Annotated in this window: 26 protein-coding genes; 12 read left to right on the forward strand and 14 right to left on the reverse strand. The window is 60.7% G+C overall.

Annotated elements, in window-relative coordinates:
* Window positions 1–33 precede the first annotated feature (33 nt).
* Window positions 34–1,032: an AraC family transcriptional regulator gene (locus tag KI237_RS07205; RefSeq protein WP_212799368.1), complete on the reverse strand. Its 999-nt coding sequence runs from the start codon at window positions 1,030–1,032 to the stop codon at window positions 34–36.
* A 330-nt stretch (window positions 1,033–1,362) separates the two neighbouring features.
* On the opposite strand from KI237_RS07205, the gene KI237_RS07210 reads away from it, so the two are divergent.
* Both KI237_RS07210 and KI237_RS07215 read left to right on the forward strand, forming a co-directional pair.
* Window positions 1,363–2,715 (forward strand): dicarboxylate/amino acid:cation symporter, encoded by a 1,353-nt coding sequence (locus KI237_RS07210; protein ID WP_212799369.1) that lies wholly within the window; start codon window positions 1,363–1,365, stop codon window positions 2,713–2,715.
* A gap of 242 nt (window positions 2,716–2,957) precedes the next feature.
* Window positions 2,958–4,139 (forward strand): CaiB/BaiF CoA transferase family protein, encoded by a 1,182-nt coding sequence (locus KI237_RS07215; RefSeq protein ID WP_212799370.1) that lies wholly within the window; start codon window positions 2,958–2,960, stop codon window positions 4,137–4,139.
* Between the two features lie 112 nt (window positions 4,140–4,251).
* Here the strand turns inward: KI237_RS07215 and KI237_RS07220 are convergent, their stop codons facing one another.
* Both KI237_RS07220 and KI237_RS07225 read right to left on the reverse strand, forming a co-directional pair.
* The gene (locus KI237_RS07220) at window positions 4,252–4,746 is read right to left on the reverse strand and encodes a SprT family zinc-dependent metalloprotease (protein WP_003204703.1); all 495 of its coding nucleotides are present in this window, start codon (window positions 4,744–4,746) and stop codon (window positions 4,252–4,254) included.
* Window positions 4,747–4,920: 174 nt separating this feature from the next.
* The gene (locus KI237_RS07225) at window positions 4,921–5,523 is read right to left on the reverse strand and encodes a Yip1 family protein (protein WP_212799371.1); all 603 of its coding nucleotides are present in this window, start codon (window positions 5,521–5,523) and stop codon (window positions 4,921–4,923) included.
* A 394-nt stretch (window positions 5,524–5,917) separates the two neighbouring features.
* On the opposite strand from KI237_RS07225, the gene ttcA reads away from it, so the two are divergent.
* Window positions 5,918–6,742 (forward strand): tRNA 2-thiocytidine(32) synthetase TtcA, encoded by an 825-nt coding sequence (gene ttcA / locus KI237_RS07230; RefSeq protein WP_212799372.1) that lies wholly within the window; start codon window positions 5,918–5,920, stop codon window positions 6,740–6,742.
* 67 nt (window positions 6,743–6,809) lie between these two features.
* On the forward strand, window positions 6,810–7,484 hold the full coding sequence (locus tag KI237_RS07235) for a DNA-3-methyladenine glycosylase I (protein WP_212799373.1): 675 nt from the start codon (window positions 6,810–6,812) through the stop codon (window positions 7,482–7,484).
* A gap of 96 nt (window positions 7,485–7,580) precedes the next feature.
* Here KI237_RS07235 and KI237_RS07240 read toward each other — a convergent pair whose 3' ends face one another.
* From KI237_RS07240 to arsC, 3 genes are read right to left on the reverse strand one after another with little or no spacing between them, the layout of a single operon-like run.
* Window positions 7,581–8,009 carry a DUF2069 domain-containing protein gene (locus KI237_RS07240; RefSeq protein ID WP_212799374.1) on the reverse strand — a complete coding sequence of 143 codons (429 nt, stop codon included), beginning with the start codon at window positions 8,007–8,009 and terminating at the stop codon, window positions 7,581–7,583.
* Window positions 8,002–8,607, reverse strand: a complete 606-nt coding sequence (gene wrbA / locus KI237_RS07245) for an NAD(P)H:quinone oxidoreductase (RefSeq protein WP_103310752.1) — start codon at window positions 8,605–8,607, stop codon at window positions 8,002–8,004. Before wrbA ends, KI237_RS07240 begins: the two co-directional genes overlap by 8 nt.
* Window positions 8,604–8,957: an arsenate reductase (glutaredoxin) gene (arsC, locus tag KI237_RS07250; RefSeq protein ID WP_212799375.1), complete on the reverse strand. Its 354-nt coding sequence runs from the start codon at window positions 8,955–8,957 to the stop codon at window positions 8,604–8,606. Before arsC ends, wrbA begins: the two co-directional genes overlap by 4 nt.
* Window positions 8,958–9,071: 114 nt before the next feature.
* Here arsC and KI237_RS07255 point away from each other — a divergent pair, with 114 nt between their 5' ends.
* On the forward strand, window positions 9,072–9,539 hold the full coding sequence (locus KI237_RS07255) for a TlpA disulfide reductase family protein (protein WP_212799376.1): 468 nt from the start codon (window positions 9,072–9,074) through the stop codon (window positions 9,537–9,539).
* Window positions 9,540–9,715: 176 nt separating this feature from the next.
* On the opposite strand, the gene KI237_RS07260 is transcribed toward KI237_RS07255, so the two are convergent.
* The 4 genes from KI237_RS07260 to KI237_RS07275 form a co-directional block, all read right to left on the reverse strand.
* A complete protein-coding gene (locus KI237_RS07260) occupies window positions 9,716–10,120 on the reverse strand; it encodes an META domain-containing protein (RefSeq protein WP_212799377.1) in 405 nt (134 codons plus the stop codon).
* A complete protein-coding gene (locus tag KI237_RS07265) occupies window positions 10,120–10,554 on the reverse strand; it encodes a hypothetical protein (RefSeq protein WP_212799378.1) in 435 nt (144 codons plus the stop codon). Before KI237_RS07265 ends, KI237_RS07260 begins: the two co-directional genes overlap by 1 nt.
* A 199-nt stretch (window positions 10,555–10,753) precedes the next feature.
* Entirely contained in the window at window positions 10,754–11,743 is a 990-nt protein-coding gene (locus KI237_RS07270) for a 2-hydroxyacid dehydrogenase (protein ID WP_212799379.1), read from the reverse strand.
* A gap of 92 nt (window positions 11,744–11,835) precedes the next feature.
* Entirely contained in the window at window positions 11,836–14,586 is a 2,751-nt protein-coding gene (locus KI237_RS07275; protein WP_212799380.1) for a response regulator, read from the reverse strand.
* Between the two features lie 688 nt (window positions 14,587–15,274).
* On the opposite strand from KI237_RS07275, the gene KI237_RS07280 reads away from it, so the two are divergent.
* The 6 genes from KI237_RS07280 to KI237_RS07305 all read left to right on the forward strand — a co-directional run bounded on the left by KI237_RS07280 (window position 15,275) and on the right by KI237_RS07305 (window position 22,154).
* Window positions 15,275–15,667, forward strand: a complete 393-nt coding sequence (locus KI237_RS07280) for a hypothetical protein (protein ID WP_212799381.1) — start codon at window positions 15,275–15,277, stop codon at window positions 15,665–15,667.
* 276 nt (window positions 15,668–15,943) lie between these two features.
* Window positions 15,944–16,846 (forward strand): cysteine synthase CysM, encoded by a 903-nt coding sequence (cysM, locus tag KI237_RS07285; protein WP_212799382.1) that lies wholly within the window; start codon window positions 15,944–15,946, stop codon window positions 16,844–16,846.
* Entirely contained in the window at window positions 16,846–18,216 is a 1,371-nt protein-coding gene (gene rlmD / locus KI237_RS07290; RefSeq protein ID WP_212799383.1) for a 23S rRNA (uracil(1939)-C(5))-methyltransferase RlmD, read from the forward strand. Before cysM ends, rlmD begins: the two co-directional genes overlap by 1 nt.
* A gap of 100 nt (window positions 18,217–18,316) precedes the next feature.
* The gene (gene relA / locus KI237_RS07295) at window positions 18,317–20,563 is read left to right on the forward strand and encodes a GTP diphosphokinase (RefSeq protein WP_212799384.1); all 2,247 of its coding nucleotides are present in this window, start codon (window positions 18,317–18,319) and stop codon (window positions 20,561–20,563) included.
* Between the two features lie 191 nt (window positions 20,564–20,754).
* Entirely contained in the window at window positions 20,755–21,588 is an 834-nt protein-coding gene (gene mazG, locus KI237_RS07300; protein ID WP_212799385.1) for a nucleoside triphosphate pyrophosphohydrolase, read from the forward strand.
* Between the two features lie 26 nt (window positions 21,589–21,614).
* Entirely contained in the window at window positions 21,615–22,154 is a 540-nt protein-coding gene (locus KI237_RS07305; protein ID WP_212799386.1) for a DUF2058 domain-containing protein, read from the forward strand.
* 126 nt (window positions 22,155–22,280) lie between these two features.
* On the opposite strand, the gene KI237_RS07310 is transcribed toward KI237_RS07305, so the two are convergent.
* Window positions 22,281–22,475, reverse strand: a complete 195-nt coding sequence (locus KI237_RS07310; protein WP_025215049.1) for a hypothetical protein — start codon at window positions 22,473–22,475, stop codon at window positions 22,281–22,283.
* Window positions 22,476–22,882: 407 nt separating this feature from the next.
* Between KI237_RS07310 and KI237_RS07315 the strand changes: the two genes are divergently transcribed.
* Window positions 22,883–23,371: a hypothetical protein gene (locus tag KI237_RS07315; RefSeq protein WP_212799387.1), complete on the forward strand. Its 489-nt coding sequence runs from the start codon at window positions 22,883–22,885 to the stop codon at window positions 23,369–23,371.
* Window positions 23,372–23,653: 282 nt separating this feature from the next.
* Here the strand turns inward: KI237_RS07315 and KI237_RS07320 are convergent, their stop codons facing one another.
* From KI237_RS07320 to purM, 3 genes are read right to left on the reverse strand one after another with little or no spacing between them, the layout of a single operon-like run.
* Entirely contained in the window at window positions 23,654–24,367 is a 714-nt protein-coding gene (locus KI237_RS07320) for a DUF3108 domain-containing protein (RefSeq protein WP_212799388.1), read from the reverse strand.
* An 8-nt stretch (window positions 24,368–24,375) separates the two neighbouring features.
* A complete protein-coding gene (gene purN / locus KI237_RS07325; protein WP_212799389.1) occupies window positions 24,376–25,026 on the reverse strand; it encodes a phosphoribosylglycinamide formyltransferase in 651 nt (216 codons plus the stop codon).
* The gene (gene purM, locus KI237_RS07330; protein ID WP_186728786.1) at window positions 25,026–26,084 is read right to left on the reverse strand and encodes a phosphoribosylformylglycinamidine cyclo-ligase; all 1,059 of its coding nucleotides are present in this window, start codon (window positions 26,082–26,084) and stop codon (window positions 25,026–25,028) included. The genes purN and purM overlap by 1 nt, the downstream gene beginning before the upstream one ends.
* Window positions 26,085–26,339: the final 255 nt, after the last annotated feature.

Below are 26,339 nucleotides of genomic sequence, written 5' to 3' on the forward strand. Positions count from 1 at the left end.
TCGCGATGAGGCCAGTCAGTACAGCGCATCAATTCAACTCTCCAACGCCCGATAAGCCCCCGGCGTCACCCCCGTCCACTTCTTGAATGCCCGGTGAAACGCCGACGGCTCTGAGAACCCCAACTGCTCGGCAATCTGCTGCAACGACAAATCCGCACGCCCCAGGTGGTAGATGGCGATATCCCGCCGCAGTTGATCCTTGAGTTCCTGGAAGCTGGTGCCTTCCTCCCGTAAATGTCGGCGCAAGGTCTGCGGGCTGATGTGCAGATGGCCGGCGACGGTGTCCAGGTCGGGCCAGCGGGCGGTGTCGCGGCTGAGCAGGCGACGCAGTTGGCTACTCAGGCTGTGGCCATCGTCCGGGCGCGACAGCAGGTCGGCGGGGGAGCGTTCGAGAAAATGCTTGAGGGTGCGTTCGTCCTGCAGCAGTGGCATGTCCAGGTAGCGGCTGTGGAACAACAGGCTGCTGCTGTGCGCTTCGAACACCAGCGGACAGGGGAACAACAAGTCGTATTCGGCACCGTGGGCGGGTTTGACGTAGCCGAAGGTCGCCTGTTCCAGGCCGATCCGCTGGCCGATCAGCCAACTGGCGAGGCGATGCCAGACCACCAGCAGGCTTTCAGTCAGGAAGTGATCCGGGTCCCACAGCGTCGAATCGTCCAGCACTAGCCGCACTCGCTCGCCTTCGGCTTCCAGGGTCAGGCTCGGCGCATCGGGGAACAGGCTGTAGAACAGCAAACCGCGCTGAAGGGCCTTGCCCAAGGTCCGACAGTGGATCAACGCGTGACACATCATGGCAAACGTCCCGGGTTTACTCGCAGCCCGGCCGAATCCCAGGTACTCGTCCCTCAATGCCAGCCACAGCGCCTGCAACAGGCGCGCGAACTGCTCGGGCGCAATCCGCGCGCGCGGCTCATCCAACAGCTCTGGGCTGATGCCCAGCTGTTGCAGCAGAGGAAAATAGTCGAAGCCTTGCCGACGCGCGCCGCCCAGGGCGGCGCGGGCAAAGTGGCTGGCGATCGTGCGTTGGCGCATGGCAGAAATCCGTCCGTTAAGCGGGCGATGGTAGCAGGGGAGGGAGGCTGAACAAGGCGGATATCCGCCAAATCCCGGAATACGAAACGGCTTGTCGGCGGAAATCCGCCACCTTACACGCTACGTTTAATCCATGTGGAATCCGCTAACCCCTCTGCTATACCGGATGTAGGGGGTTTCGCAAAAATGGCACGCGCTTTGCGAAGGGGCATGTAGGTCTGCCGCGTGCAGCCGACAAAACAAATCCCTCCAGCGCAGGAGGGTTCGCAATTGAGGTGCCGTGGACGACAGGTGGATGTCGTCTAACGGGACTCTTGAGGAAGGTTTGCCATGACGACTCGTCAGCCACTGTACAAATCCCTGTATTTCCAGGTGATCGTAGCCATTGCCATCGGCATTTTGCTCGGCCACTTCTACCCGCAGACCGGTGTTGCCCTCAAGCCATTCGGCGACGGGTTCATCAAACTGATCAAAATGGTCATCGCCCCCATCATTTTCTGTACGGTCGTGAGCGGCATCGCCGGCATGCAGAACATGAAGTCGGTGGGCAAGACGGGCGGTTATGCGCTGCTGTACTTCGAAATCGTTTCCACCATCGCCCTGCTGATCGGCCTGGTCGTGGTCAACGTCATCCAGCCAGGCGCTGGCATGCACATCGACGTGGCAACCCTGGACACCAGCAAGATCGCCGGCTTCATCTCCGCCGGTAAAGACCAGAGCATCATCGCCTTCATCCTCAACGTGATCCCGAACACCATCGTCGGCGCGTTTGCCAACGGTGACATCCTGCAAGTACTGATGTTCTCGGTGCTCTTCGGTTTCGCCCTGCATCGCCTGGGTGCCTACGGCAAGCCGGTGCTGGAGTTCATCGATCGCTTCGCCCACGTGATGTTCATCATCATCAACATGATCATGAAGCTGGCCCCGCTGGGTGCGTTCGGTGCCATGGCCTTCACCATCGGCGCCTACGGTGTCGGTTCGCTGGTGCAATTGGGCCAGCTGATGATCTGCTTCTACATTACCTGCGTGGTGTTCGTGCTGGTGGTCCTGGGCGCCATCTGCCGCGCCCACGGCTTCAGCGTCATCAAGCTGATCCGCTACATCCGTGAAGAACTGCTGATCGTGCTGGGTACTTCCTCGTCGGAATCGGCCCTGCCACGCATGCTGATCAAGATGGAGCGCCTGGGTGCCAAGAAGTCGGTCGTAGGCCTGGTGATCCCGACTGGCTACTCGTTCAACCTCGACGGTACTTCGATCTACCTGACCATGGCCGCGGTGTTCATCGCCCAGGCCACCGACACCCCAATGGACCTGACTCACCAGATCACCCTGCTGCTGGTGCTGCTGCTGTCGTCCAAAGGTGCTGCTGGCGTGACCGGTAGCGGCTTCATCGTACTGGCGGCCACCCTGTCGGCCGTGGGCACCTTGCCGGTGGCCGGCCTGGCACTGATCCTGGGTATCGACCGCTTCATGTCCGAAGCCCGCGCCCTGACCAACCTGGTGGGCAACGCCGTCGCCACGATCGTGGTTGCCAAGTGGGTCAAGGAGCTGGACGAAGACCAGTTGCAGACCGAGCTGGCTTCCGGTGGCCGGGGTATCTCCGATGTTCGTGAAGATGACGAGCAGATCGCGGCGGCGCAGATTGCAGCGGCTGAATCCTCTGCTCCAGGCGCTGTGAAGTAATCTTCAGGCTGTAATGAAAAACCCGCTTCGGCGGGTTTTTCATTGCGCCTCGTTTTTCAGGCGAGGGTGCTTCTGATCCGTGGGGATTTTTGTGGGAGCAAGCTTTACTCCCACAACCCAGCGTCGCCACAAAGGATCTGCACCAGCCCTGAGCGCAATGGTCATCCCCTGTGACACCTACGGTAATTGCCCCACCGCCAACCCCTGCCTAGTCTTCAGTGATCACCCATCGGAGATCGCCTATGCAAGGCCCACTGGCATCGCTCAAGGTTCTGGACTTCTCGACCCTGCTTCCCGGCCCATTCGCCTCGCTATTGCTGGCGGACATGGGGGCCGAGGTGTTGCGCATCGAGTCGCCGACCCGCAAGGACCTGCTGCGGATACTGCCGCCCCATGACCAAGGTGTATCGGCCAGCCACGCCTACCTCAACCGCAACAAGCGCAGCCTGGCCCTGGACCTCAAGCAACCGCAAGCGTTGGCGGTGGTCACGCAATTGCTGGAGGACTACGACATCCTGCTGGAACAGTTTCGCCCCGGCGTGATGGAGCGACTGGGCCTGGGATACGAGGCTTTGAAGGCGATCAATCCGCGGCTGATCTATGTGTCGATCACCGGCTACGGCCAGACTGGCCCCTATAAGGACCGCGCCGGTCACGACATCAATTACCTGGCCCTGGCGGGGTTGGCCAGCCAAACCGGCCGTGCCGACAGCGGTCCGTTGCCGCTGGGGATCCAGGCGGCGGACATCGCCGGTGGGTCGTTGCACGGGGTGATCGGGCTGTTGGCGGCGGTCATCGCCCGTCAGCAAACCGGGCAGGGGCAGCATCTGGACGTGAGCATGACTGACTGTGTGTTCAGCCTCAACGCCATGGCCGGCGCCGGTTACCTGGCCTGCGGTGTCGAGCCTGGTTGGGAAACGCAGATGCTCAACGGCGGCAGTTTCTATGACTATTACCGTACCCGAGATGGTCGCTGGATGTCGGTGGGCAGCCTGGAGCCGGTGTTCATGCAGGCGTTGTGCGAGGCCTTGGAGCGGCCGGAACTGGCGGCCCAGGGTTTGTCGCCCAAGCCTGAAGACCAACACGCGCTCAAGCAGGCACTGCAGGCCGAGTTCGAGAAACATGACTTTGATGAGCTTTGTAGCCTGTTTGCAGGAATCGATGCTTGCGTCGAGCCGGTGCTGAGCTTTGAGGAAGCCATCAGGCATCCGCAGCTACAGGCTCGGGAACTGTTGACACAGGTGCCGCGTGGCGATGGTTCCAATCAAGCACAGATGGCTTGTCCGTTGAAGTTTTCACAAGGGCTGCCCGAGCCTCGGCATATTGGCGCGGGGTTGGGGGCGCATACGGATCAGGTGTTGGGGGAGTTGGGGTTCAGTGTTGAGCGGATTGCCCAATTGCGTCGCAGTGGGGTGGTTTTGTAGCGTTGGCCAGGCCGCCATCGCGAGCAGGCGCGCTCCCACATTGGATCTATGACATTCCCCCTTGTGGGAGCGAGCCTGCTCGCGATGAGGCCGGCCCAAACACCATAAAATTTTATTCCACCCGAGTTTCCCCACTGAACACCAACGTATTGCGGCAGCTACGGCACAAATACCGTCGCCCCTGGCGCACCAGGCTGTGGCGCTGGGCCGAGAACGGGAAGTCGCTGCCGTCGCAGGGGCATTTGTAGATATAGCGGGTCACGCTGCGGCGTTTGATTTCGTAGGTGTGGCAGCGGTTCGGCGGCAGTTCGTACACCCCGCGCATGATCAGTTGCCATTCCTCGCCATGGGGCTGGATGCGTTCTCCAAACAGCTGGTGGGCGATCAGGTGCGCCACTTCATGGGCGACGGTCTGCTTGAGGAAGTCTTCGGCGTTTTCCCGGTACAACTGTGGATTGAAGCGCAGCAGGTTTTCATGCAGGTGCGCAACACCGGCCTTCTGGCCACGCAATTTGAAGCTGACCACTGGGCGTTTGAAAGGACGTTTGAAAAAGGATTCGGCTTGTTGGTAACACTCTTCGACGCGGGTATTGAGTTGCTCGAGCATGCTTTACGGGTCTCCAGAAGCCCGAGTATGCCGCAAGCGTCGGCCGTTGCGAATCGTCCAGGCGCCCAATGGTCGTTTCGAGCGGCTCATACACAGGAAGGCCGCCTTGCGGCGGCCTGTGTCGGCAGATCCTGCTTTTTTATTGGAGGGTACTTTCGGGACCGTTTCAATCCTTCAATTGGTATAGACCGGGCCGACGCCCAGCCCCCAGACGATGACCGTGAACGCCATGATGGCCACCAGCACCACCAGGCCGACGGCGAGCACCGAACTGGAAAACAGAAAACCTTCGTCCTGGGGAATGTTCATGAACGTCGGCAAGCCCACATACAGCAGGTAGACCGTGTAGCAGATCGCCGCCGTGCCGACGATCATCCCCAGCCACATGTGCGGGTAGAGCGCCGCCAGGCCGCCGATGAACAAAGGTGTCGCGGTGTAGGTGGCGAATGCGACGCAACGGGCCAGGCTCGGATTGGCGTCATAGGTACGGGCCATCCAGTGGATGAAGGCGCCCATCACTGCCACACCGCCCAACATGGCCAGGTATGACATGACGGTCATCCACAGCGCACTTTCCTGGGTGAGCATGACCGGTGGACGATTGCCGATGACCCATCCCACCTGCGTGGTGCCGATGAATGCCGATACCGCGGGAATAGCTGCCAGGATCAGCGTGTGGGTGAGGTACATGTGGCTGATGCTTTCCTCCTGATCGCCACGGATGTCTTTCCATTCTTGATCAGGGTGGGTAAAGAGCCCCACGACATGATGGATCATAGTCAGTCACTCCTTTGTTATTGCCATCGCCCCCCAACGGAGCGCCTACGGGCCAAATGGCCGGGTAAGTGAAGGTCTGTAAGTGTGTGCGACCTTATGCCGCAGTATAGAAAGGACTCATCCCCTATGGGATAGGGGGCTTAGAGCAAATCGCGCTGTAAAGGAACAGGCTAATCGCGACGTGATCTGTGTGCGCTCCCCTATGGCGAAGAGATTTCCTGTGGCGAGGGAGCTTGCTCCCGCTCGGCTGCGAAGCAGACGCCAACAGGGCGAGCCCAAAGGGTTGCTGCGCAACCCAGCGGGAGCAAGCTCCCTCGCCACAGGGGACGCTGCCAAATCCTGGGTTTTTTGCGTAAAATGCCGGCCTTTCGTCACACCTCACGGATTTCGCGTCATGGGCACTCTTACGGTCAATCAGAACAAACTGCAAAAGCGCCTGCGCCGCCTGGCCGGTGAGGCGGTCGCCGATTTCAACATGATCGAGGACGGCGACAAGGTCATGGTCTGCCTGTCCGGCGGCAAGGACAGCTACACCCTGCTCGATGTGCTGATGCATTTGCAGAAGGTTGCGCCGATCAAGTTCGACATCGTTGCGGTGAACATGGACCAGAAGCAGCCCGGGTTCCCCGAGCATGTGCTGCCGGCTTACCTTGAGTCGCTGGGCGTGGAATATCACATCGTCGAGAAAGACACCTATTCGGTGGTCAAGGAACTGATTCCCGAAGGCAAGACCACCTGTTCGCTGTGCTCACGCCTGCGGCGCGGGACGCTCTACACCTTCGCCGACGAGATCGGCGCAACCAAGATGGCCCTGGGGCACCATCGCGACGACATCGTCGAGACCTTCTTCCTGAACATGTTCTACAACGGCTCGCTCAAGGCCATGCCGCCCAAGCTGCGCGCCGATGACGGGCGCAACGTGGTGATCCGCCCGCTGGCCTATTGCAGCGAGAAAGACATCCAGGCCTATTCGGATTTCAAGCAATTCCCGATCATCCCCTGCAACCTGTGCGGCTCCCAGGAAAACCTGCAACGCCAGGTGGTCAAGGAGATGCTCCAGGAGTGGGAACGCAAGACCCCGGGTCGTACCGAGAGCATTTTCCGCGGCTTGCAGAACGTCATTCCGTCGCAACTGGCGGACCGCAACCTGTTCGACTTCGCTAACCTGCGCATCGACGAAAACGCCACGCCGCGGTTCGTCAACGTGGTGAACCTCTGAGGCTGTCAACGCCTCTATTCCACGGCGCTCGCAAGCGCCGTTTTCATTTCCGACCCCAGGAGAGGGCATGCGCGATTACAAGTGGCTGCACGAGTACTGTCTGAACCGCTTCGGTTCGGCGGCTGAACTGGAAGCCCACCTGCCGGTGCCCAAGACCCCGGCGCAACTGCGCAAGATCGGCGACGACCGCTACCTCTCGACCATGGCGCTGCGGGTGTTCCGCGCCGGGCTCAAGCACAGCCTGGTGGACGCCAAGTGGCCGGCCTTCGAAGAGGTATTCTTCAAGTTCGACCCGGAGAAAGTCGTGCTGATGAGCGCCGAGCATCTGGAGCGGCTGATGCAGGACGCGCGGATCATCCGCCACCTGGGCAAGCTCAAGAGCGTGCCGCGCAACGCGCAATTGATACTGGACGTGGCCCATGAGAAGGGCAGCTTCGGCGCGCTGGTCGCCGACTGGCCGGTGACCGATATCGTCGGCCTGTGGACCTACCTGAAAAAGCACGGCCATCAACTGGGCGGCCTCTCGGCGCCGCGCTTCTTGCGAATGATGGGCAAGGACACCTTTGTCCCCAGTTATGACGTCGTGGCCGCGCTCAATGCCCAGGACATCATCGAAAAAGTCCCCACCAGCCTGCGGGACCTGGCGACGGTGCAGAATGCCTTCAACCAGTGGCATGAAGAGAGTGGTGGGCGGCCGATGTCACAGATATCGATGATGTTGGCTTACACAGTGAATCATTGAGACCGCGTCGCGCCTATCGCGAGCAGGCTCGCTCCCACACTGGATTTGTGAACCCCTCAAATCCCCTGTGGGAGCGAGCTTGCTCGCGATAGCGGTTCACCCGGCGACGCCGATATCGCCTTCGCCCGCCAGCCGTCGGTTCAGCTGGAATCGCCAACGCACATACAGCAAGGCCGAGCAGAACACCGCGACGCTCGCCACCATCTCCAACACGCCGAACAGCTGTCGGTTCGGGTCATAGGCCGCCAGTGCGCCCTTGATGAAATACAAATTCACCACGAAGCACATCCACGAGTGTCCGCGGGCGCTACCGGTGAGCATGCCTGGCGCGAGTATCAGCAGCGGTACCAACTCGATCAGCAGAATCACCCAGGGGCGCGCGCCGTGCAGGTCGGCGATCAGCAGGTAGTACGCGCTGAGCAACCCCACCAGGCCGAAAAAGCACAGCAGGCTGAGCGCGCGGGCGATGCGTACGCGCGGTTCCAGCCATTGGATCGAAGGCAGGATCTTGGGCTTCTTAGCCACGGCCGTTCTCCAGCAACAGGGCGGTTTTCGCCAGGCGCAAACCCAAGGCGCGGCACAGGGCCACTTCATGTTCGTTCAAGCCGCTTTTGCCGTCGGCCCCGGCGTGATGGCTCGGGCCGTAGGGCGTGCCACCGCCCTGGGTGTCGATCAGGGCCGATTCGCTGTAGGGCAGGCCGGTGATCAGCATGCCGTGATGCAACAGCGGCAGCATCATCGACAGCAGGGTGGTTTCCTGGCCGCCGTGCAGGCTCGCGGTGGAGGTGAACACCCCGGCCGGTTTACCCACCAGCGCACCGGTCAGCCACAGGTTGCTGGTGCCGTCGAGAAAGTACTTGAGTGGCGCGGCCATGTTGCCGAACCGGGTCGGGCTGCCCAAGGCCAGGCCTGCGCAGTGCTTCAGGTCATCGAGGCTGGCGTAGAGCGGGCCTTGTTCAGGGATGTCCGGCGAAACCGCTTCGCACTCGGCAGAAATCGCCGGGACCGTACGCAACCTGGCTTCCAGCCCGGCCTGCTCGACACCACGGGCGATCTGCCGGGCCATTTCGTTGGTGGAGCCGCTGCGGCTGTAATACAACACCAGGATGTATGGCGTGGTCACGGCAGGATCTCCAGGATTTTCTCCGGCGGACGGCCGATCATGGCCTTTTCCCCAGCTTCCAGAATCGGCCGTTCCATGAGCTTCGGGTGGGCGGCGATGGCTGCGATCAACTGGGCCTGGCTCAGGCTTTCGTCGGCCAGGTTCAAGTCTTTGTATTCGTCCTCGCCGGTGCGCAGCAATTGCCGGGCGGTGAGGCCGAGCTTGCCCAGCAGGCGCTCCAGGTGCGCGGCGTCGAGCGGGGTTTCCAGGTAGCGGACCACGGTAGGTGTCAGGCCACGGGCCTCCAACAGTTCCAGCGCACCGCGGGATTTCGAGCAGCGCGGGTTGTGGTAAAGCGTCAGATCGGTCATGAGCGGGTCGCATCTTGCGTAAGGTGGCGGCTATTCTACTGTGCTGCGAAGCCCCTAGCACGTGAGAGAGGCGACGGGTCGCAGCAGCGTTCACATTCAGACAAGGATTGGCACATGGCAAGGCGATTGACGGCGGCACTGACATTCATCGGCATTTTGTTGCTCGCCGGCTGCGGGAACGACTACGGCGTGGACCAGAACGGTCAGGCCATTGCCTCGCAGCGACTGGACAAACAGTGGGTGGTGCTCAACTACTGGGCCGAATGGTGCGCACCGTGCCGTACCGAAATCCCGGAATTCAATGCCTTGGCCGAACAGCTCAAGGGCCGCAACGTCGGTGTGTTCGGGGTCAACTTCGACCAAGTGCAGGGCGAAGAACTCAAGAGTGCCAGCGACAAGATGGGGATTCGCTTCACGGTATTGGCGCGGGATCCGGCGGAGATCTTCGACCTGCCTCGCAGCGAAGGGCTGCCGGTGACGTACATCATCGATAACCAGGGCAAGGTGCGCGAGCAACTGCTGGGGGAACAGACGGCGGCCGGGGTGATGGCCAAGCTTGAGGCGTTGCAGGTGCTCAAATAACACTCTGGTTGCGAAGTAGCACCCTGTGGCGAGGGGATTTATCCCCGCTGGGCCGCGAAGCGGCCCAAAGATTTATTTGCCACTGCGGTGCGTCAGACGGTGCGCAGGGGGCTGCTACGCAGCCCAGCGGGGATAAATCCCTCGCCACAGGGTTCTGGCCAGGCTCAGCAATAGCCTCAGCCTTCTTCCAGCCACCAACGCAGCGGCTTGCCCTGGGCCGGCCAGAAGCGCATCTGCTCGATGGGCGAGATGTCCCAGCGTTCGACCTTTTCCAGGGCCTGCAAGAAGCGCGTTTCTTGCTCCATTACCGCTGGGGCACAGAGTTTGCGCGTGCTGCCGATCTTGCCGAAGCTCAAACGGTGGCCTTCCAGGGTGTAGGGCGCGAACCAATGGTTGCAGCCGCCGTTGCCATAGGCACGTCCGTCATCCCCAAGGGTGATGGTCAGGTGGCTGTAGTCCATCAATGGTCGCTCACCGATCCACTCCAGGATGTAGCTGCGGTTATGTTGCAACTGCACAGGTTCAGCGGCACACCCCATCAGGCTCATGCCGATCGACGCGCACAGGGCCAAACGTTTCATCAGGCGGCTTCCCGGCATTTCGGGCACAGGTGTTTTTCACCCACGGTGGTCCAGCCCAGTTCGGCGATCCGTGCGGTGGCGGCCGGTTTTTCGGCCTTGACGCCGAGCTTGGCATCAACGGCGAATTCGAAGCTCAGCTCCTTGGCGCAGCTGTCGCAGTTGACCTGCCAAGTGTGGATCGCCAGTTCGCCGAACACCGGGCCGGTGGTCATGGCGGTCCATTGGCCCATGGGCTTGAGCAGGTGCCGCACGGTGTCCACGGTCAGGCGCATGGACAAGTCCTTGCTGCCCTTGAGCGTGACGAGCAACACATCATTGACCTGGATCGAACCGCCATTGCCGGTGACCTGGTAGCGGCCCGGTGTCAGCCCGCGGACTTCAGTCAAGGTGTGCTGGGGGTTCATCAGGGTGTAGCGGAAATCGTGTTCGGCCATGGGTCCTCCAAATAGGCGCGACATGCTAGCACGGGGCATGGCTTTGGATCGTTCGGATGCAGGTCAGGCGACGAAATCCACTGTGGGAGCGAGCCTGCTCGCGATAGCGGTGTGTCAGTCGATATTAATGCTGATTGATCTACCGCCATCGCGAGCAGGCTCGCTCCCACAGGGGTTATGTGTTGGCTGGTAGAACGGGTTAGCCGTCGACCAGGTTTTGCGGCGTGCCGGCTGCCCAGGCGGCGATGTTGTCCAGGGTGGTCATGGCAATTGCCGCCAAGGCTTCATGGGTCAGGAACGCCTGGTGGGCAGTGACGATCACGTTGGGAAAGGTCAACAGCCGTGCCAGCACGTCATCCTGCAAGGGCAGGTCGGAGCGGTCCTTGAAAAACAGCTGGGCTTCTTCCTCGTAGACATCCAGGCCCAGGTAGCCCAACTGGCCGCTTTTCAACGCCTCGATCAAGGCCGGTGTGTCCACCAGGCCACCGCGCCCGGTGTTGATCAGCATGGCACCGTGCTGCATCGCGGCAAGCGATTGGGCGTTGATCAGGTGCCGGCTCTGTTCGTTCAGTGGACAGTGCAGGCTGATGATCTGTGCTTGCGTCAGCAGATCGGCCAAGGGCAGGTAGCGAGCGCCCAAAGCTTCGACCTGCGGGTTGGGGTAGGGGTCGTAGGCCAGTAACTGGCAGCCGAAGCCGGCCATGATCCGTGCGAACGTCGCGCCGATCTGTCCGGTGCCAATCACGCCTACTGTCTTGCCCACCAGGTCGAACCCGGTCAACCCATGGAGGCTGAAATTGCCGTCCCGGGTGCGGTTGTAGGCGCGATGCAGGCAGCGATTGAGGGCCATGATCAACGCCACGGCATGTTCGGCCACGGCATGGGGCGAGTAGGCGGGCACCCGGACGATGCTCAAGCCCAGGCGCTTGGCGGCGAGCAGGTCGACATGGTTGTAGCCGGCCGAGCGCAGGGCGATCAGCCGCGTGCCGCCTTCGGCCAACTGCTCCAGCACCGGGGCACTGAGGTCATCGTTGATGAAGGCGCACACCACTTCATGCCGTTCGGCCAGGGCCACGGTGTCCAGGTCCAGGCGGGCGGGCTGGAAGTGCAGTTGAAGGCCCGTGGGCGCCGACGCCTGGATGAAACTGTCGCGATCGTAGGTCTGGCTGCTGAAAAAAATGACGCGCATGGCGGCCTCCTGGCATAAAAAAACAAGCCCGTACGGTCCGGGATCGGAACCTGGATTTTCAGCCAATCCGGCTCCCAGGATCTTGCTCTGGATCAGGCACTGATGCGCGCCTCGCTGGCCAGGCGGTTGATGGCCCGCTCCAATTCTTCCAGGGCGGCGGCGGCCTTGGGATCTTGTTGCTTGAGCAGGGTTTCGCTGCGCTGGCAGGCCGCACGCAATTGCGGTACGCCGCAGTAGCGCGTCGCACCGTGCAGGCGGTGGACGCGTTCGATCAGGGCGTTGTGATCGTTGGCCTCGCTGGCCTGGCGGATCGCTTCGCGATCGGCTTCCAGGGAGGCCAGCAACATTGCCAGCATGTCCGCCGCCAGGTCGGCCTTGCCGGCGGCCAGGCGCAGGCCTTCCTCGTGATCGAGCACCAGCAGTTCGCTGCCGCCCTGGGCATCGCCGCTGCGTTCCGGTGACTGGTTGCGCAGGGCCAGGCCGGTCCATTTGAGCACCACCTGGGCCAGTTGCCGCTCGCTGATGGGTTTGGTCAGGTAGTCATCCATGCCGCTTTGCAGCAGGGCGCGCTTTTCGTTGGCCATGGCGTGGGCGGTGAGGGCGACGATCGGCAGCGGCGTGCAATGCCGCTCGCTTTCCCACTGGCGGATCGCCTCGGTGCTTTGGCGGCCGTCCATGCCGGGCATCTGCACGTCCATCAAGACCAGGTCGAAGGTTTCCTTCTGCACGGCCTTGACCGCCGCGTAGCCGCTTTCCACCGCTAGCACCTTGGCACCCATGTCTTCGAGCAGGGTCTGCACCAGCAGCAGATTGGCCGGATTGTCATCCACGCAGAGCACTTTCGGGGCCCGGCTGGAAATTGGCTCGTTGGGTTCGCTGCGGGCCGGGCGCGGGTTGACCAGGTCGGAAAGCGCGCGGCGCAACTTGCGGGTGCAGGCCGGCTTGGCCTGCAGCTGGCTGTGAGGGTTGGGCACCGAGAGGTGGTACAGGGTCTGTTCGGTGGTGGGGCACAGCACCAGCACTTTGCAGCCCAGGTGCTCGAGGTCCCAGATGTGCTGGTTGAGGCGCTCCGGCGGCATGTCGTTGCTGGTGATGCCCAGCACGGCCAGGTCGATCGCCTGATCGGTCTGGTGGGCGACGGTGATGCCGTTGGTCAGGCTCTCCAGGGTATTGAACGGCGTCACTTGCAGGCCGCAGTCTTCGAGCTGGTGCTGCAAGGCCTGGCGGGCCAGCTCGTGATTCTCCAGCACCGCTACACGCCGGCCCAGCAACGGTGGGCCGGGCAGGTCCTCGGCATCGTCACGGGTCTTGGGCAGGCGCAGGCTGATCCAGAACTCCGAGCCTTCGCCCGGTGTGCTGTCGACACCGATCTCCCCGCCCATCTGTTCCACCAGACGCTTGGAAATCACCAGGCCGAGCCCGGTGCCTCCCGGTTGCCGCGACAGCGAGTTGTCAGCCTGGCTGAACGCCTGGAACAGGGCACGCACATCCTGGTTGGACAGGCCGATGCCGGTGTCCTGGATGCTGATACGCAACTGCACGCTGTCTTCGTGCTCGTCTTCGAGCATGGCTCGGGCGACGATGGTGCCCTCGCGGGTGAACTTGATGGCGTTGCTCACCAGGTTGGTCAGGATTTGCTTGAGGCGCAGCGGATCACCCACCAGCGACAGTGGTGTGTCCCGGTAGACCAGGCTCACCAGTTCCAGCTGCTTGGCGTGGGCGGCGGGGGCGAGGATGGTCAAGGTGTCCTGCAGCAGGTCCCGCAGGTTGAACGGAATGCTGTCGAGCACCAGCTTGCCGGCCTCGATCTTCGAAAAGTCGAGGATCTCGTTGATGATCCCCAGCAGGCTGTCGGCGGATTTCTCGATGGTGCCCAGGTAGTCGAGCTGGCGCGGGGTCAATTCGCTTTTTTGCAACAAGTGGGTAAACCCGAGGATGCCGTTGAGTGGCGTGCGGATTTCATGGCTCATGTTCGCCAGGAATTCGGATTTGATCCGGCTCGCTTCCAGGGCTTCCTTGCGGGCCAGGTCCAGCTCGATGTTCTGGATCTCGATGGTTTCCAGGTTCTGGCGCACATCTTCGGTGGCCTGGTCGATGCTGTGCTGCAATTCTTCCTGGGCGTTCTGCAAGGTACTGGCCATGCGATTGATGCCCGACGCCAGTTCATCCAGTTCCTGGCTGCCCAGCGGTGGCAGGCGGGTTTCCAGGTGGCCGTCCTTGAGTTGCGCCACGGCTTGCTTGATCTGGCTCAGCGGGCGGTTGATCGTGCGGCCCATGCGCAAGGCCAACAGCGCGGTCAGGCACAGGCCGGCGGCGATCAGCAGCAGGCTGGCGAACAGGCTGCGATAACCGCGCAGCAACATATTGCTATGGGACAACTCCAGCTCGACCCAGCCCAGCAGGCGGTCGGCTTCTTCGGGAATCAATTCGCCCGCCAGGTTGCGGTGCTTGCCGAATACCGGCAACAGATAGCGCGTGGCGTCGTTGCCGGTGCGTTGCAGCAATTGCGCATTGTTGCCCTCCGGCGCCCGGTTGAGCATGGTCGGGCCGGCGTGGGCCAGCGGTGCGCGGTCGGGGGCGAGGAAGGTGACGGCGCGTACATCCGTCTCTTCGAGGGACTGCGTCGCGATGCGCTCCAGCAAATCGCTGTCCTGGCGGCTCATGGCCGGGGCGACCAGCGGCGCGAGCTGTTCGGCGATCATCTCGCCCCGTTGCAGCAACTGGGCGTGCAGGTCCGCTTGCTGCATCCAAGTGAAATAGCCGCCCAGGACCAGCGCCATCAGGCTGGTCGGCAACAGGGTCAGCAACAACACGCGGCCTTTGATTCCCAGTTTCTTGAGCACACTTGTCTCCTGCATCCAGCGGTCTGATTGAGCTGTGCGCGCATCCGGCACGCATTAAGTGCGCAGTGTAGCGATTTGCGGGCGGGCGATCTTCGTAAATTCATGCCTGCCGCGCATCCGTACTGCTGGGCAATTGTCCACGGCGATAAACGGCGCTGGCGTCTGGGGTCAAACTAGCGATGATCCGGGTAGGCAGCCACCATTTGTCACTTCCGGCTCGCTATTGACCATTGGTCGGGACTGTCAATCCTGACAGGTGTCGTTTTCTTTCCGTTGTTTAAGCTCGGTGTCGTTGAGTTATATAGGGCAGGGTGGAGTTGTAGTGGAGTTTCATCTTCTAGTAGATCCAGGGACCTATGAAATTGAAAGATATAGACTCTGGATAGAGGTCGACTATAGCGAATATGAAGGGGTCGGAAAAACGGGAGCTTTAACTCTTGAGACAACTCGTGCCACAAAAACGATACAAAGGTAGTTTCGATGTCAAAACTATCGACCGCCGGAAAATGGAAGGGGTATTTGACGTTCGGATTATATAGGTTCGAGTGGCAGATGGGGCCAGTTCCAGATGTAGCCTGGGACATGCACGTCAGCCAGGTTTTTAGCAAACTCAAGGCCACTGGCTGTGCCGCTCGGCAAGTGCGCTCGGCATGAGGCATTGAGTGATAAGCGCATCAGGAGAAACAATATGAGTGCCATGAGTGCAGAAGAAAGAGTAAAAGCCGTAACGGCTGCTCCTAGGCTGGATGCAAAAGGTTCAATAATCATCACGCTTAATGGGCAGGTTACGAAAACCGAGGATGTTCATATCCTGGATCAACCCGGTCACTCCATTGTGGGAATCATAGGGGGGGATATCGTCATCGTGCAGTTCAACTCACTGATAGCGCCTGGTATCTATGAGATCAAGGAACATGGTATCTGGATATATATGGCGTTCCACGGTTACCAGGGAACGGCAGCAACCGGAGCCTTGACCCTTGACACCATCGAGACGAAAAGCAAGTACAAAGGTCATTTTGATGTGAAGACCTCGGATCACCAAAAGGTTGATGGGGTATTTGATGTCCAGAGGGTATAGGTTAGGAAGTTGAGGATAAGGGGGGCTCCATGTGAAGGTCCCCATCAAGCTTGGGTCATCGATCATGTTCGCAATCTGAGCGATGAGTTTCAGCCTTCTAGCTCCCAGGCATTCGCAAAAGGCTGCAGTCCTACGCCGACAGTCGGAAGCGAGCTCAGTCGTGCCACTTGGGCTCGCTTATTCCCATAAGCCATAACGACCACACTTTGCGTGATATGGCCGCGTCGGGTTTGCCGGTATGATAGGCGCCCCCGCAGTCCGGATTGCGAATACGCCATGACTCTGCAGTACCCCACCATCGCCGATTGCGTCGGCAACACTCCGCTGGTCCGTTTGCAACGCTTGCCCGGCGAGACCACCAATACGCTTTTGCTCAAGCTCGAAGGGAATAACCCGGCGGGTTCGGTCAAGGACCGGCCGGCGCTGTCGATGATTACCCGTGGCGAATTGCGCGGGCAGATCCGGCCCGGCGATACGCTGATTGAGGCGACCTCCGGCAACACCGGCATCGCCCTGGCGATGGCGGCGGCGATCAAGGGCTACAAGATGATCCTGATCATGCCCGACAACTCCAGCGCCGAGCGCAAGGCCGCGATGACGGCCTACGGTGCCGAGTTGATCCTGGTGACTCAGGAAGAAGGCATGGAAGGCGCCCGGGACCTGGCCGAGCGCATGCAGGCCGAGGGGCGTGGCAAGGTGCTGGATCAGTTCGCCAACGGCGACAATCCCGAGGCCCACTACACCACCACCGGCCCGGAGATCTGGCGCCAGACCGACGGCACCATCACCCATTTCGTCAGCTCGATGGGCACCACCGGCACCATCATGGGCACCTCGCGTTACTTGAAGGAACAGAACCCCAACGTGCAGATCATCGGCCTGCAACCGATGGAAGGCGCGGCCATTCCCGGTATTCGTCGCTGGCCCGAGGCGTATCTGCCGAAGATCTACCAGGCCGAGCGTGTGGACCGCATCATCGACATGGCCCAGAGCGAAGCCGAGGACGTGACCCGTCGCCTGGCTCGCGAAGAAGGCATCTTCTGCGGCGTGTCTTCGGGCGGTGCCGTGGCGGGGATGCTGCGCCTGTCCAAGGAAGTTGAAAATGCGGTGATCGTCGCGATCATCTGCGACCGTGGCGACCGTTACCTGTCGACCGGCATTTTCGACGCGCCCAACTGATGGCCAAGCAAGAAAGAGGCTTGCGCTTCCAGCCCAGCGGCGGAAGCCGGGCCCCGCAAGTGCCCACCGGTAAAAAGCAGCGCTTGACCATCGAGCGCCTGGCCAACGATGGCCGGGGCATCGCTTTTGTCGACGGGCGCACCTGGTTTGTCATCGGCGCCCTGGCCGGCGAAGAAGTCGAGGCGCGGGTGCTCGGTGCCCATGGCAAAGTGGTCGAGGCGCGTACCGAGCGGGTGTTCCTGTCCAGTGAGCTGCGTCGCGCGGCGCCGTGCATCCATGCCGGTCGTTGCGGCGGTTGCAGCGTCCAACATTTGCCCCATGTCGAACAACTCGCCCTGAAACAGCGCATGCTCGCCGAGCAGTTGTCGCGGGTGGCCGGGGTGGAGCCGCAAGAATGGGCCGCGCCGTTGAGCGGGCCGGAGTTCGGTTATCGACGTCGCGCCCGGGTGGCGGTGCGTTGGGACCAGAAAGCGAAAAAACTCGAAGTGGGTTTTCGCGCGGCCGGCAGCCAGGATATCGTTGCCATCGGTGATTGCCCGGTGCTGGTACAGCCCTTGCAGCCGATCATGAGCCGCTTGCCGGAGATGCTCAGACGCTTGGGCAAACCCCAGGCGCTGGGGCATGTGGAGTTGTTCGCCGGTTCGTCCCTCGCGGTATTGCTGCGCCATATGGCGCCGCTGTCGGAGGCCGACCTGACGATCCTCAAGGACTTCTGCACGTTTCATGAAGCCCAGTTGTGGCTGCATGGCGAAGGCGAGCCAAAACCGGTCGATCCCGGGCAAACCTTGGGTTATCGCCTGGAAACCTGGGGCCTGGAGCTGGCTTACCGGCCCGGGGATTTCATCCAGGTGAACGCCGGGGTCAACGAGGCGATGATCGCCCAGGCCTTGCAATGGCTGGCGCCGCGATCCGAGGAACGGGTGCTGGATCTGTTCTGCGGCCTGGGCAACTTTGCCTTGCCGCTGGCCCAAAGCGTGCGCCAGGTGGTGGCCGTCGAAGGCGTGCAGACCATGGTGGATCGTGCGACGGCCAATGCCGTCAGCAACAATTTGAATAACACTGCCTTTTTTCAGGCCGATTTATCCCAGCCTCTGGCTGATGCCCAATGGATCGGCGAGGGCTTTTCTGCGGTACTCTTGGACCCACCCCGTGACGGTGCTTTCGAGGTGGTACGCAAGCTGTCGTCCCTGGGGGCCAGACGGCTGGTTTATGTATCGTGCAACCCGGCAACTTTGGCCCGGGATACGGTCGAACTGATCAAGCAGGGCTACCGGTTAAAACGTGCCGGGATTCTCGATATGTTTCCTCAAACGGCACATGTCGAGGCCATGGCGTTATTTGAAGCGAGCCAGGATGGCTTGTCCGACTGACCCGTTCGTGCGAACCCGCCACAGCCCTGGGCGCAAACACGGGCACGAAGGTCAGCGAAGTTGACGCATTGAATCTGCGTCGTAGGGAAGGTAAGTAAAGATGGTACAGGTGAGAGCACACCAGCCGATCAACACCGACGGCAGTATCAATCTCGAGGCTTGGCTCGATCATGCCGTCAGTGTCGACATGGCTCTGGATCGCGAAGCCTTGAAGGCCGCCTGCGAGTTCGCTCGTGAGGCGGAGCAGCAACATAACGCGGCGAAGAACCTGTGGTCCGAAGGCACCTCGAGTTTCCAGACGGGCCTGGAGATCGCCGAAATTCTCGCGGACCTCAAGCTCGACCAGGACTCGCTGGTGGCGGCGGTGCTGTACCGCGGCGTGCGCGAAGGGCAGATCCAGCTACCGATGGTCAGCCAGCGCTTCGGCACGGTGGTGGCCAAGTTGATCGACGGCGTGCTGCGCATGGCCGCCATCAGCGCCAGCCTCAGTCCGCGCCAGTCCATGGTGCTGGGCACCCAGGGGCAGGTGGAAAACCTGCGCAAGATGTTGGTGGCGATGGTCGACGACGTGCGTGTCGCGCTGATCAAGCTGGCCGAACGCACCTGCGCCATCCGCGCCGTGAAGTCCGCCGATGACGAAAAACGCAATCGCGTCGCCCGGGAGGTGTTCGACATCTATGCACCCCTGGCCCACCGTCTCGGCATCGGTCACATCAAGTGGGAGCTGGAGGACCTGTCCTTCCGCTACCTGGAGCCCGACCAGTACAAGCAGATCGCCAAGCTGTTGCATGAGCGGCGCCTGGATCGCGAGCGCTTCATCACCGATGTGATGACCCAGTTGCGCGAAGAATTGCAGGCCACCGGCGTCGAAGCCGACATCAGTGGCCGGGCCAAGCACATCTACTCGATCTGGCGCAAAATGCAGCGCAAGGGCCTGGAATTCAGCCAGATCTACGACGTTCGCGCCGTTCGCGTACTGGTCCCGGAAATGCGCGACTGCTACACCGCGCTGGGGATCGTCCACACCTTGTGGCGGCACATTCCCAAGGAGTTCGACGACTACATCGCCAACCCCAAGGAAAACGGCTATCGCTCGCTGCACACTGCGGTGATCGGCCCCGAGGGCAAGGTACTGGAAGTGCAGATCCGCACCCATGCCATGCACGAGGAAGCCGAACTGGGCGTCTGCGCCCACTGGAAATACAAGGGCACCGACGTCAAGTCCGGGTCCAACCACTACGAAGAGAAAATCTCCTGGCTGCGCCAGGTGCTCGAGTGGCATGAGGAGCTGGGTGACATCGGCGGCCTGGCCGAACAGTTGCGGGTGGATATCGAGCCGGACCGGGTCTACATCTTCACCCCTGACGGCCACGCCATCGACCTGCCCAAGGGCGCGACGCCGCTGGACTTCGCCTATCGGGTCCACACCGAGATCGGCCACAACTGCCGTGGCGCCAAGATCAATGGGCGGATCGTACCGCTCAACTACAGCCTGCAGACCGGTGAACAGGTCGAGATCATCACCAGCAAGCACGGCACGCCGAGCCGCGACTGGCTGAACCCGAACCTGGGCTACATCACCACCTCGCGGGCGCGGGCGAAAATCGTCCACTGGTTCAAATTGCAGGCCCGCGACCAGAACGTCGCCGCCGGCAAGACCTTGCTTGAGCGTGAACTGGGACGCCTGGGCCTGCCGCAGGTGGACTTCGACAAGCTGGCCGAAAAAGCCAACATGAAAACCGCCGAGGACATGTTTGCCGCCCTCGGTGCTGGCGATCTGCGCCTGGCGCAGTTGGTCAACCTGGCCCAGCAACTGGTGGAGCCGGAGCGTGGCAACGAACAACTGGAATTGATCCCGCGCAAGGCCACCGGCTACAAGCCGGGCAAGCGCGGCGATATCCAGATCCAGGGCGTCGGCAACCTGATGACCCAGATGGCGGGCTGCTGCCAGCCATTGCCGGGGGATGCGATCGTCGGCTACATCACCCAGGGCCGTGGCGTGAGCATCCACCGCCAGGACTGTGCCTCGGTGCTGCAACTGGCCGGTCGCGAGCCGGAACGGATCATCCAGGTCAGCTGGGGCCCGGTGCCGGTGCTCACCTACCCGGTGGACATCGTCATCCGCGCCTACGACCGCTCCGGTCTGCTGCGTGACGTGTCCCAGGTGTTGCTGAACGAGCGGATCAACGTGCTGGCGGTCAACACCCGTTCGAACAAGGAAGACAACACCGCGCTGATGTCCCTGACCATCGAGATCCCGGGGCTGGATGCGCTGGGGCGGTTGCTGGGGCGGATTTCCCAGTTGCCGAACATCATCGAGACCCGGCGTAACCGGACGCCGGGGTGATCGCTATCCACTAATGTGGGTGGGAGCGGGCTTGTGGGAGCAAAGCTTGCTCGCGATAGCGGTGGATCAGTCTCGACATAGGTTGGTCCACCACCTCAATCGCGAGCAAGCTTTGCTCCCACAGACCTGCTTCCACAGGCTTGCTCTCATTGGGTTACTTCCCACAGTGTTTTGTGTGATGAGACGGATTAATGTACAGCCTTGAAGACCTGCTCCACCTGATGAACCGCCTGCGCGACCCGCAATACGGTTGCCCGTGGGACATCAAGCAAACCTACGCGACCATCGTCCCCCATACCCTGGAAGAAGCCTACGAAGTGGCCGATGCAATCGAACGCGGCGACTTCGATCACTTGCAGGGCGAGTTGGGCGACCTGTTGTTTCAGGTGGTGTATTACAGCCAGCTGGCCCTGGAAGAAAACCGTTTCGAATTCGCCGGCGTGGTCGACAGCATCACCCGCAAGCTGATCCGCCGCCATCCCCACGTGTTCCCTAGCGGTGACCTGTATGCGCCCGTGGACACGCCGCGCCTGAGCGAAGAGCAGGTCAAGCAGCGCTGGGAGGAAATCAAGGCCGAGGAGCGTGCTGAGAAAGCCTCGGCACCGGAGCAATTGTCGTTGCTCGACGATGTGCCGGCGGCCCTGCCGGCGTTATCCCGCTCGGCGAAGCTGCAAAAGCGTGCCGGTCAGGTCGGTTTCGACTGGCCAGGCCCGTTGCCGGTGCTCGACAAGGTCCGGGAAGAGCTGGACGAAGTCCTCGAGGCGATGGCTGACAATGATCCCGCCGCCATCAGCGATGAGATCGGCGACCTGCTGTTCAGCGTGGTAAACCTGGCCCGCCATCTGAAGGTCGACCCGGAAACCGCCCTGCGTGGCGCCAACGGGAAATTCGAAAGACGCTTCCGATTTATCGAACAGGCATTGCGCGACACCCACCGTCCCATGGAAGATTGCACCCTCGAAGAGTTGGACGCCTTGTGGGGCGAAGCCAAACGTCAGGAAAAGAATTTGCCCAGCTGTGGCTGAGGCCGTTGCCTAAGTGAGTAAGCACCATGAGCCTTTCCCTTCGCGACCAGTTGCTCAAAGCAGGGCTGGTCAACCAAAAGCAGGCCAAGCAGGTCGGCAAAGAGAAACAGAAACAGCAGCGCCTGGTCCATAAAGGCCAGATCGAACAGGATGATTCACAGCAACGCGCGGCCCAGGAAGCCATGGCCGAGAAGGTCAAGCGCGACCAGGAACTCAACCGTCAGCAGCAGGAAAAGGTCGAGCAGAAGGCCCGTGCCGCGCAGATCAAGCAATTGATCGAAGTCTCGCGCCTGCCGAAGCTGACCACTGAGGACTATTACAACTTCGTCGACGACAAGAAGGTCAAGCGCATCTCGGTCAATACGTTGATGCGCAACAAGCTGAGCAGTGGCTCGCTGGCAATTGTCCACCATGCCGGCGGCTACGAAGTGATCCCGCGCGAGGCGGCCCTGAAGATCCAGGAGCGTGACCCCCAGCGCATCGTCCAGCTCAACACCCAGACCGAAGAAGTGGATGCCGATGATCCGTACGCGGCGTATCAGATTCCTGATGATTTGATGTGGTAGGACCGGCAACCTAAAACAAACTGTGGCGAGGGAGCTTGCTCCCGCTTGAGTGCGAAGCGCTCACAAAAAAGGGCTGCTACGCAGCCCAGCGGGAGCAAGCTCCCTCGCCACAGGGTTCCGTGTCGTTCAGGATTCTGCCATCTCACGCGAGCGCAACCTTTCTTCGCGCTCCAGCTCAGCCTTGTAACTATGGGCATCCGTCTCGGAGTGGAACATCCCCACCAGCAGATCCTGTTGATGCACATCCCAGATCCGGATACCGGCGGCAATGCCTTCGTGGGACATATGGGCGTCGTCGCGTTCAGTTACTTTCACAGTCATCTTGCAAGCTCCAATCTCTGTTATCTGCAGCAAGGCGTGTGCAGGTCTTTGTTATAGATTTTGGTAGCGTGCTAAGTAAATGCCTGGGCCCGTTAAGAAGTTTTCATGAAAATCGCAACAATCCTGCAGGCCAGGCGGTGCGCGGCGTTCGGTCGCAGGTGTTTTTCATGAAAAAAATATCATTTTGTCGCAGCAGGCCAGGCTCGACGAATGGTATGCCTACAACACATTTTTTTCGGCACACCTGTCAACTCTGACAGTTACCTCACTCCCCAAAACCCTGTTTACTTTTATCCAGCGCGGAGTGGCGGAATGTGGTTGGGCGATGGTCGACTGCGCTTGGTTTATTTTCGAGATGAACCAGTCATGGACGTCCATGGCAGGGTGGCAATCAAAGGGGTCATATGATGAATATTTCCAAGGTGATATTTATTGGATTTATGCTTATAGCCGGCTGCGTAGATATTAACTCATCAATGCAGGCAGATATGCCAACGGGAGTCATTAAACTATCTGCAGACGAGGATGGAGGGGGAAAGTCATGTGCATTGACAATTAGTAATACAGCGCCTGATCCGCAACGTTTTAATATGGCCAGTACCTCTTGTAAGAATGATGAGGCAAGGTATTTTGCGCTTGAAAATATGCCTTCGACTACACGGATACGATTTGATAATAAACAATGCAATGAAGCGGGTCATGACTGGTATTTTTTGATAAAAACAATTGTTCATCCTACTACGACTCGCCGGATAAATCTCAGAGAGCTGAAGGATTCCGCGGAAGGTTCAATTATAGTTAGGGGGGTTATGCTTGTAGAAAAAAACCTAGCGAGTGAATATCAAGACGGAAAATTGAGTTGCGTTGTCGTTTGGCGTGCCTATGGGGCGGACTAAGCCAGAAATCATTTGGTTTAAGAGGGGCGCTGCACTTGCTTCCTAACTGAAAAGTTGATGTTTTGACTTCTGTATATTTAACTTCTGTTTGTTACCGCGTTTTTAATGTTTCTCTTCGATGAGGGCGATCTTGCACTCTTTGATGGCTTCACAAACGGCGTCACCGCTAACTGATACACCGCTATCGCGAGCAAGCTCGCTCCTACAGAGGGCGTGTGGTGGGCTTGAAATCCAGGCATTAAAAAGCCCCGCATTTGCGGGGCTTCTAGGTGTTCACCTCGATCAGCTGCCTTTCACAGCCTTGCCATTGACCGTACCGTCCAGGAGCATGATGTTGTACTCCTTGCCGTCGGTCTCAACCTGTTGCAGGCGCACCAGCAGGTAATCCCAGTCCTTGGCGAACCAGAGCACGGTGATGCGTTTGCTTTGTGTCGGGTCGCGCACGCGCTCGACCTTGATCGCGTCGATCTGGCCGGCCTTGGTGGCGACCTTTTCCGAGCCCAGCACGCGGAAGTCATAGGTATCGACTTCGCCGTCATCGACGACCTGGTAGCTCATGCTTTTCTTGCCGGCGGCCACGTCGTGTTGCAGGGCCAACTGGTAAGTGGATTTATCGACCATGCCACGGTTGAGCGGCAGCTTGACCGCGTCGCCGCGATCGGTGCCGGTGACCATCTTGGTGTTCCAGTCGAAGTCCAGGTCGGCCTTCTTGGCCTTGCCCAGCCCGCCGCGTTCGAAGTGGTAGGACTGTGGCAACAGCGTGTCCTTGTCCAGGGTCAGGGTGCTTTCTTCGGTCAGGCTGGCGATCATCATCGAAGCCTTGAAGCTCAGCTTCCAGGTGCCGTTGGCTTCCTTGGTCAGGCTGCGCTCGGCGGTGCCGCTCATGGGCAGCTGTTTCCAGTCGGCAGTGTAGCTGGCGGAGAACGGTTGTAGTTCCGAAGCCTGTGCCAAGGGCAGGGCAAGCAGAGCGCAAGCGAAGAGCAGGGCGCGACGCATAAAATCTCCTAGTGTCGAATCAAATGGCCGCTGGCGGCGAGCAACTGGCCGTCCAGTGAGGCACCGCGATCGTCGAGGGTCAGCCTTCCTTCGGCAAACCAACGCACGGCCATCGGGTAGATCTGGTGCTCGCGGGCGTGAACCCGTTGCGCCAGGCTTTGCGGCGTGTCGTGCAACTCTACCGGTATTACTGCCTGTACGACCAGTGGTCCGCCATCGAGTTCCTCGGTGACAAAGTGCACAGAGCAGCCGTGCTCCGTGTCTCCGGCCTCCAGCGCCCGCTGGTGAGTGTGTAACCCTTTGTATTTGGGCAGCAGCGAGGGATGGATATTGAACAGGCGGCCCTGGTAGTGACGCACGAAGCCGGCGCTGAGGATGCGCATGAAACCGGCCAGTACCACCAGATGCGGATTGAAGGTGTCGATTTGCTCGATCAGCGCGGCGTCGAAGGCTTCGCGGCCCTCGAACGCCGTGTGATCCAGGACGCGGGTGTCGATACCCGCCTCCTTGGCGCGTTGCAGGCCGTAGGCATCGGCGCGGTTGGAAATCACCGCGCGGATACGGACCGGGCTGTCGCCGGTCCGTGTGCTGTCAATCAAGGCCTGCAAGTTACTGCCGGTGCCGGACAGCAGCACCACCACGTCACAGGTTGCGGACATCAGTGCGCCTTAAGGTTTTGCAGCTCGACTTGTGCAGCGCCTTCGGCCGCGGTAGCGATCTGGCCGATGACCCAAGGCTGCTCGCCGGCTTCACGCAAGACGTTCAGGGCCGTCTCGACGTGCTCCTGGGCCACGCAGATGACCATGCCCACGCCGCAGTTCAGCACGCGGTGCATTTCGGTTTCATCGACGTTGCCTTTCTCTTGCAGCCAGTCGAACACCGCCGGGCGGGTCCAGCTCGCCACGTCGACCACGGCCTGGGCGCCTTTTGGCAGCACGCGCGGGATGTTGTCCAGCAGGCCACCACCGGTGATGTGGGCCATGGCCTTGACGGCGCCGGTGTCCTTGATCAGCTTGAGCAGCGGCTTGACGTAGATTCGGGTCGGGGCCATCAGCAGGTCGGCCAGTGGCTTGCCATCGAGCTGGGTGTTTTCGATGTCGGCACCCGAGACTTCGATGATCTTGCGGATCAGCGAGTAGCCATTGGAGTGCGGGCCGGAGGACGGCAGGGCGAGCAGGGCATCGCCAGCGGCGACTTTCGAGCCATCGATGATCTCGGCCTTTTCCACGACGCCGACGCAGAAGCCGGCCAGGTCGTAGTCTTCGCCTTCGTACATGCCAGGCATTTCAGCGGTTTCGCCGCCGACCAGGGAGCAGCCGGACAGCTCACAGCCAGCGCCGATGCCGGTGACGACCTGGGCGGCGGTGTCGACGTTCAGTTTGCCGGTGGCGTAGTAGTCGAGGAAGAACAGCGGCTCGGCGCCGCAGACCACCAGGTCGTTCACGCACATGGCCACCAGGTCGATGCCGATGCTGTCGTGCTTGTTCAGGTTCAGGGCCAGGCGCAGCTTGGTGCCGACGCCGTCAGTGCCCGAGACCAGCACCGGTTGCTTGTAGCCGGCCGGGATCTCGCAGAGGGCGCCGAAACCGCCCAGGCCGCCCATGACTTCCGGACGCGCAGTGCGCTTGGCGACGCTCTTGATGCGTTCGACCAATGCTTCACCGGCGTCGATGTCTACACCGGCGTCCTTGTAGCTCAGGGAGGGTTGCTTGCTCATGATCCAGGCCTTTAGGGGGGATTTCTGGGTAACGACCGACGCCGGGGCCATTGAATAACCGTTGTACGAATTATTCCGGGAGCCCAGCCATTGCCGGTCTGCGAAGGCGCGCGATTTTATCAGGCTTGAGGGGCAGCGGCCATCCTCGCGCCGACGGGCAGGGACATATCCACGGAAAAAAACCGATATTTCTTATATTGGTACTGCGTAGCGCGTCTGTATAAGGTGTATCGGTAACCGGTTATGGTGATGACC

The organism is Pseudomonas sp. St316 (assembly GCF_018325905.1).
GTDB lineage: Bacteria > Pseudomonadota > Gammaproteobacteria > Pseudomonadales > Pseudomonadaceae > Aquipseudomonas.

Excerpts from the sequence above, each read along its gene's own strand:
- KI237_RS07205 (WP_212799368.1), bottom strand. The coding sequence starts at position 1,032 with ATGCGCCAACGCACGATCGCCAGCCACTTTGCCCGCGCCGCCCTGGGC.
- KI237_RS07210 (WP_212799369.1), top strand. The coding sequence starts at position 1,363 with ATGACGACTCGTCAGCCACTGTACAAATCCCTGTATTTCCAGGTGATC.
- KI237_RS07215 (WP_212799370.1), top strand. The coding sequence starts at position 2,958 with ATGCAAGGCCCACTGGCATCGCTCAAGGTTCTGGACTTCTCGACCCTG.
- KI237_RS07220 (WP_003204703.1), bottom strand. The coding sequence starts at position 4,746 with ATGCTCGAGCAACTCAATACCCGCGTCGAAGAGTGTTACCAACAAGCC.
- KI237_RS07225 (WP_212799371.1), bottom strand. The coding sequence starts at position 5,523 with ATGATCCATCATGTCGTGGGGCTCTTTACCCACCCTGATCAAGAATGG.
- ttcA (WP_212799372.1), top strand. The coding sequence starts at position 5,918 with ATGGGCACTCTTACGGTCAATCAGAACAAACTGCAAAAGCGCCTGCGC.
- KI237_RS07235 (WP_212799373.1), top strand. The coding sequence starts at position 6,810 with ATGCGCGATTACAAGTGGCTGCACGAGTACTGTCTGAACCGCTTCGGT.
- arsC (WP_212799375.1), bottom strand. The coding sequence starts at position 8,957 with ATGACCGATCTGACGCTTTACCACAACCCGCGCTGCTCGAAATCCCGC.
- KI237_RS07255 (WP_212799376.1), top strand. The coding sequence starts at position 9,072 with ATGGCAAGGCGATTGACGGCGGCACTGACATTCATCGGCATTTTGTTG.
- KI237_RS07260 (WP_212799377.1), bottom strand. The coding sequence starts at position 10,120 with ATGAAACGTTTGGCCCTGTGCGCGTCGATCGGCATGAGCCTGATGGGG.
- KI237_RS07265 (WP_212799378.1), bottom strand. The coding sequence starts at position 10,554 with ATGGCCGAACACGATTTCCGCTACACCCTGATGAACCCCCAGCACACC.
- KI237_RS07270 (WP_212799379.1), bottom strand. The coding sequence starts at position 11,743 with ATGCGCGTCATTTTTTTCAGCAGCCAGACCTACGATCGCGACAGTTTC.
- KI237_RS07280 (WP_212799381.1), top strand. The coding sequence starts at position 15,275 with ATGAGTGCCATGAGTGCAGAAGAAAGAGTAAAAGCCGTAACGGCTGCT.
- cysM (WP_212799382.1), top strand. The coding sequence starts at position 15,944 with ATGACTCTGCAGTACCCCACCATCGCCGATTGCGTCGGCAACACTCCG.
- rlmD (WP_212799383.1), top strand. The coding sequence starts at position 16,846 with ATGGCCAAGCAAGAAAGAGGCTTGCGCTTCCAGCCCAGCGGCGGAAGC.
- relA (WP_212799384.1), top strand. The coding sequence starts at position 18,317 with ATGGTACAGGTGAGAGCACACCAGCCGATCAACACCGACGGCAGTATC.
- mazG (WP_212799385.1), top strand. The coding sequence starts at position 20,755 with ATGTACAGCCTTGAAGACCTGCTCCACCTGATGAACCGCCTGCGCGAC.
- KI237_RS07305 (WP_212799386.1), top strand. The coding sequence starts at position 21,615 with ATGAGCCTTTCCCTTCGCGACCAGTTGCTCAAAGCAGGGCTGGTCAAC.
- KI237_RS07310 (WP_025215049.1), bottom strand. The coding sequence starts at position 22,475 with ATGACTGTGAAAGTAACTGAACGCGACGACGCCCATATGTCCCACGAA.
- KI237_RS07315 (WP_212799387.1), top strand. The coding sequence starts at position 22,883 with ATGAATATTTCCAAGGTGATATTTATTGGATTTATGCTTATAGCCGGC.
- KI237_RS07320 (WP_212799388.1), bottom strand. The coding sequence starts at position 24,367 with ATGCGTCGCGCCCTGCTCTTCGCTTGCGCTCTGCTTGCCCTGCCCTTG.
- purN (WP_212799389.1), bottom strand. The coding sequence starts at position 25,026 with ATGTCCGCAACCTGTGACGTGGTGGTGCTGCTGTCCGGCACCGGCAGT.
- purM (WP_186728786.1), bottom strand. The coding sequence starts at position 26,084 with ATGAGCAAGCAACCCTCCCTGAGCTACAAGGACGCCGGTGTAGACATC.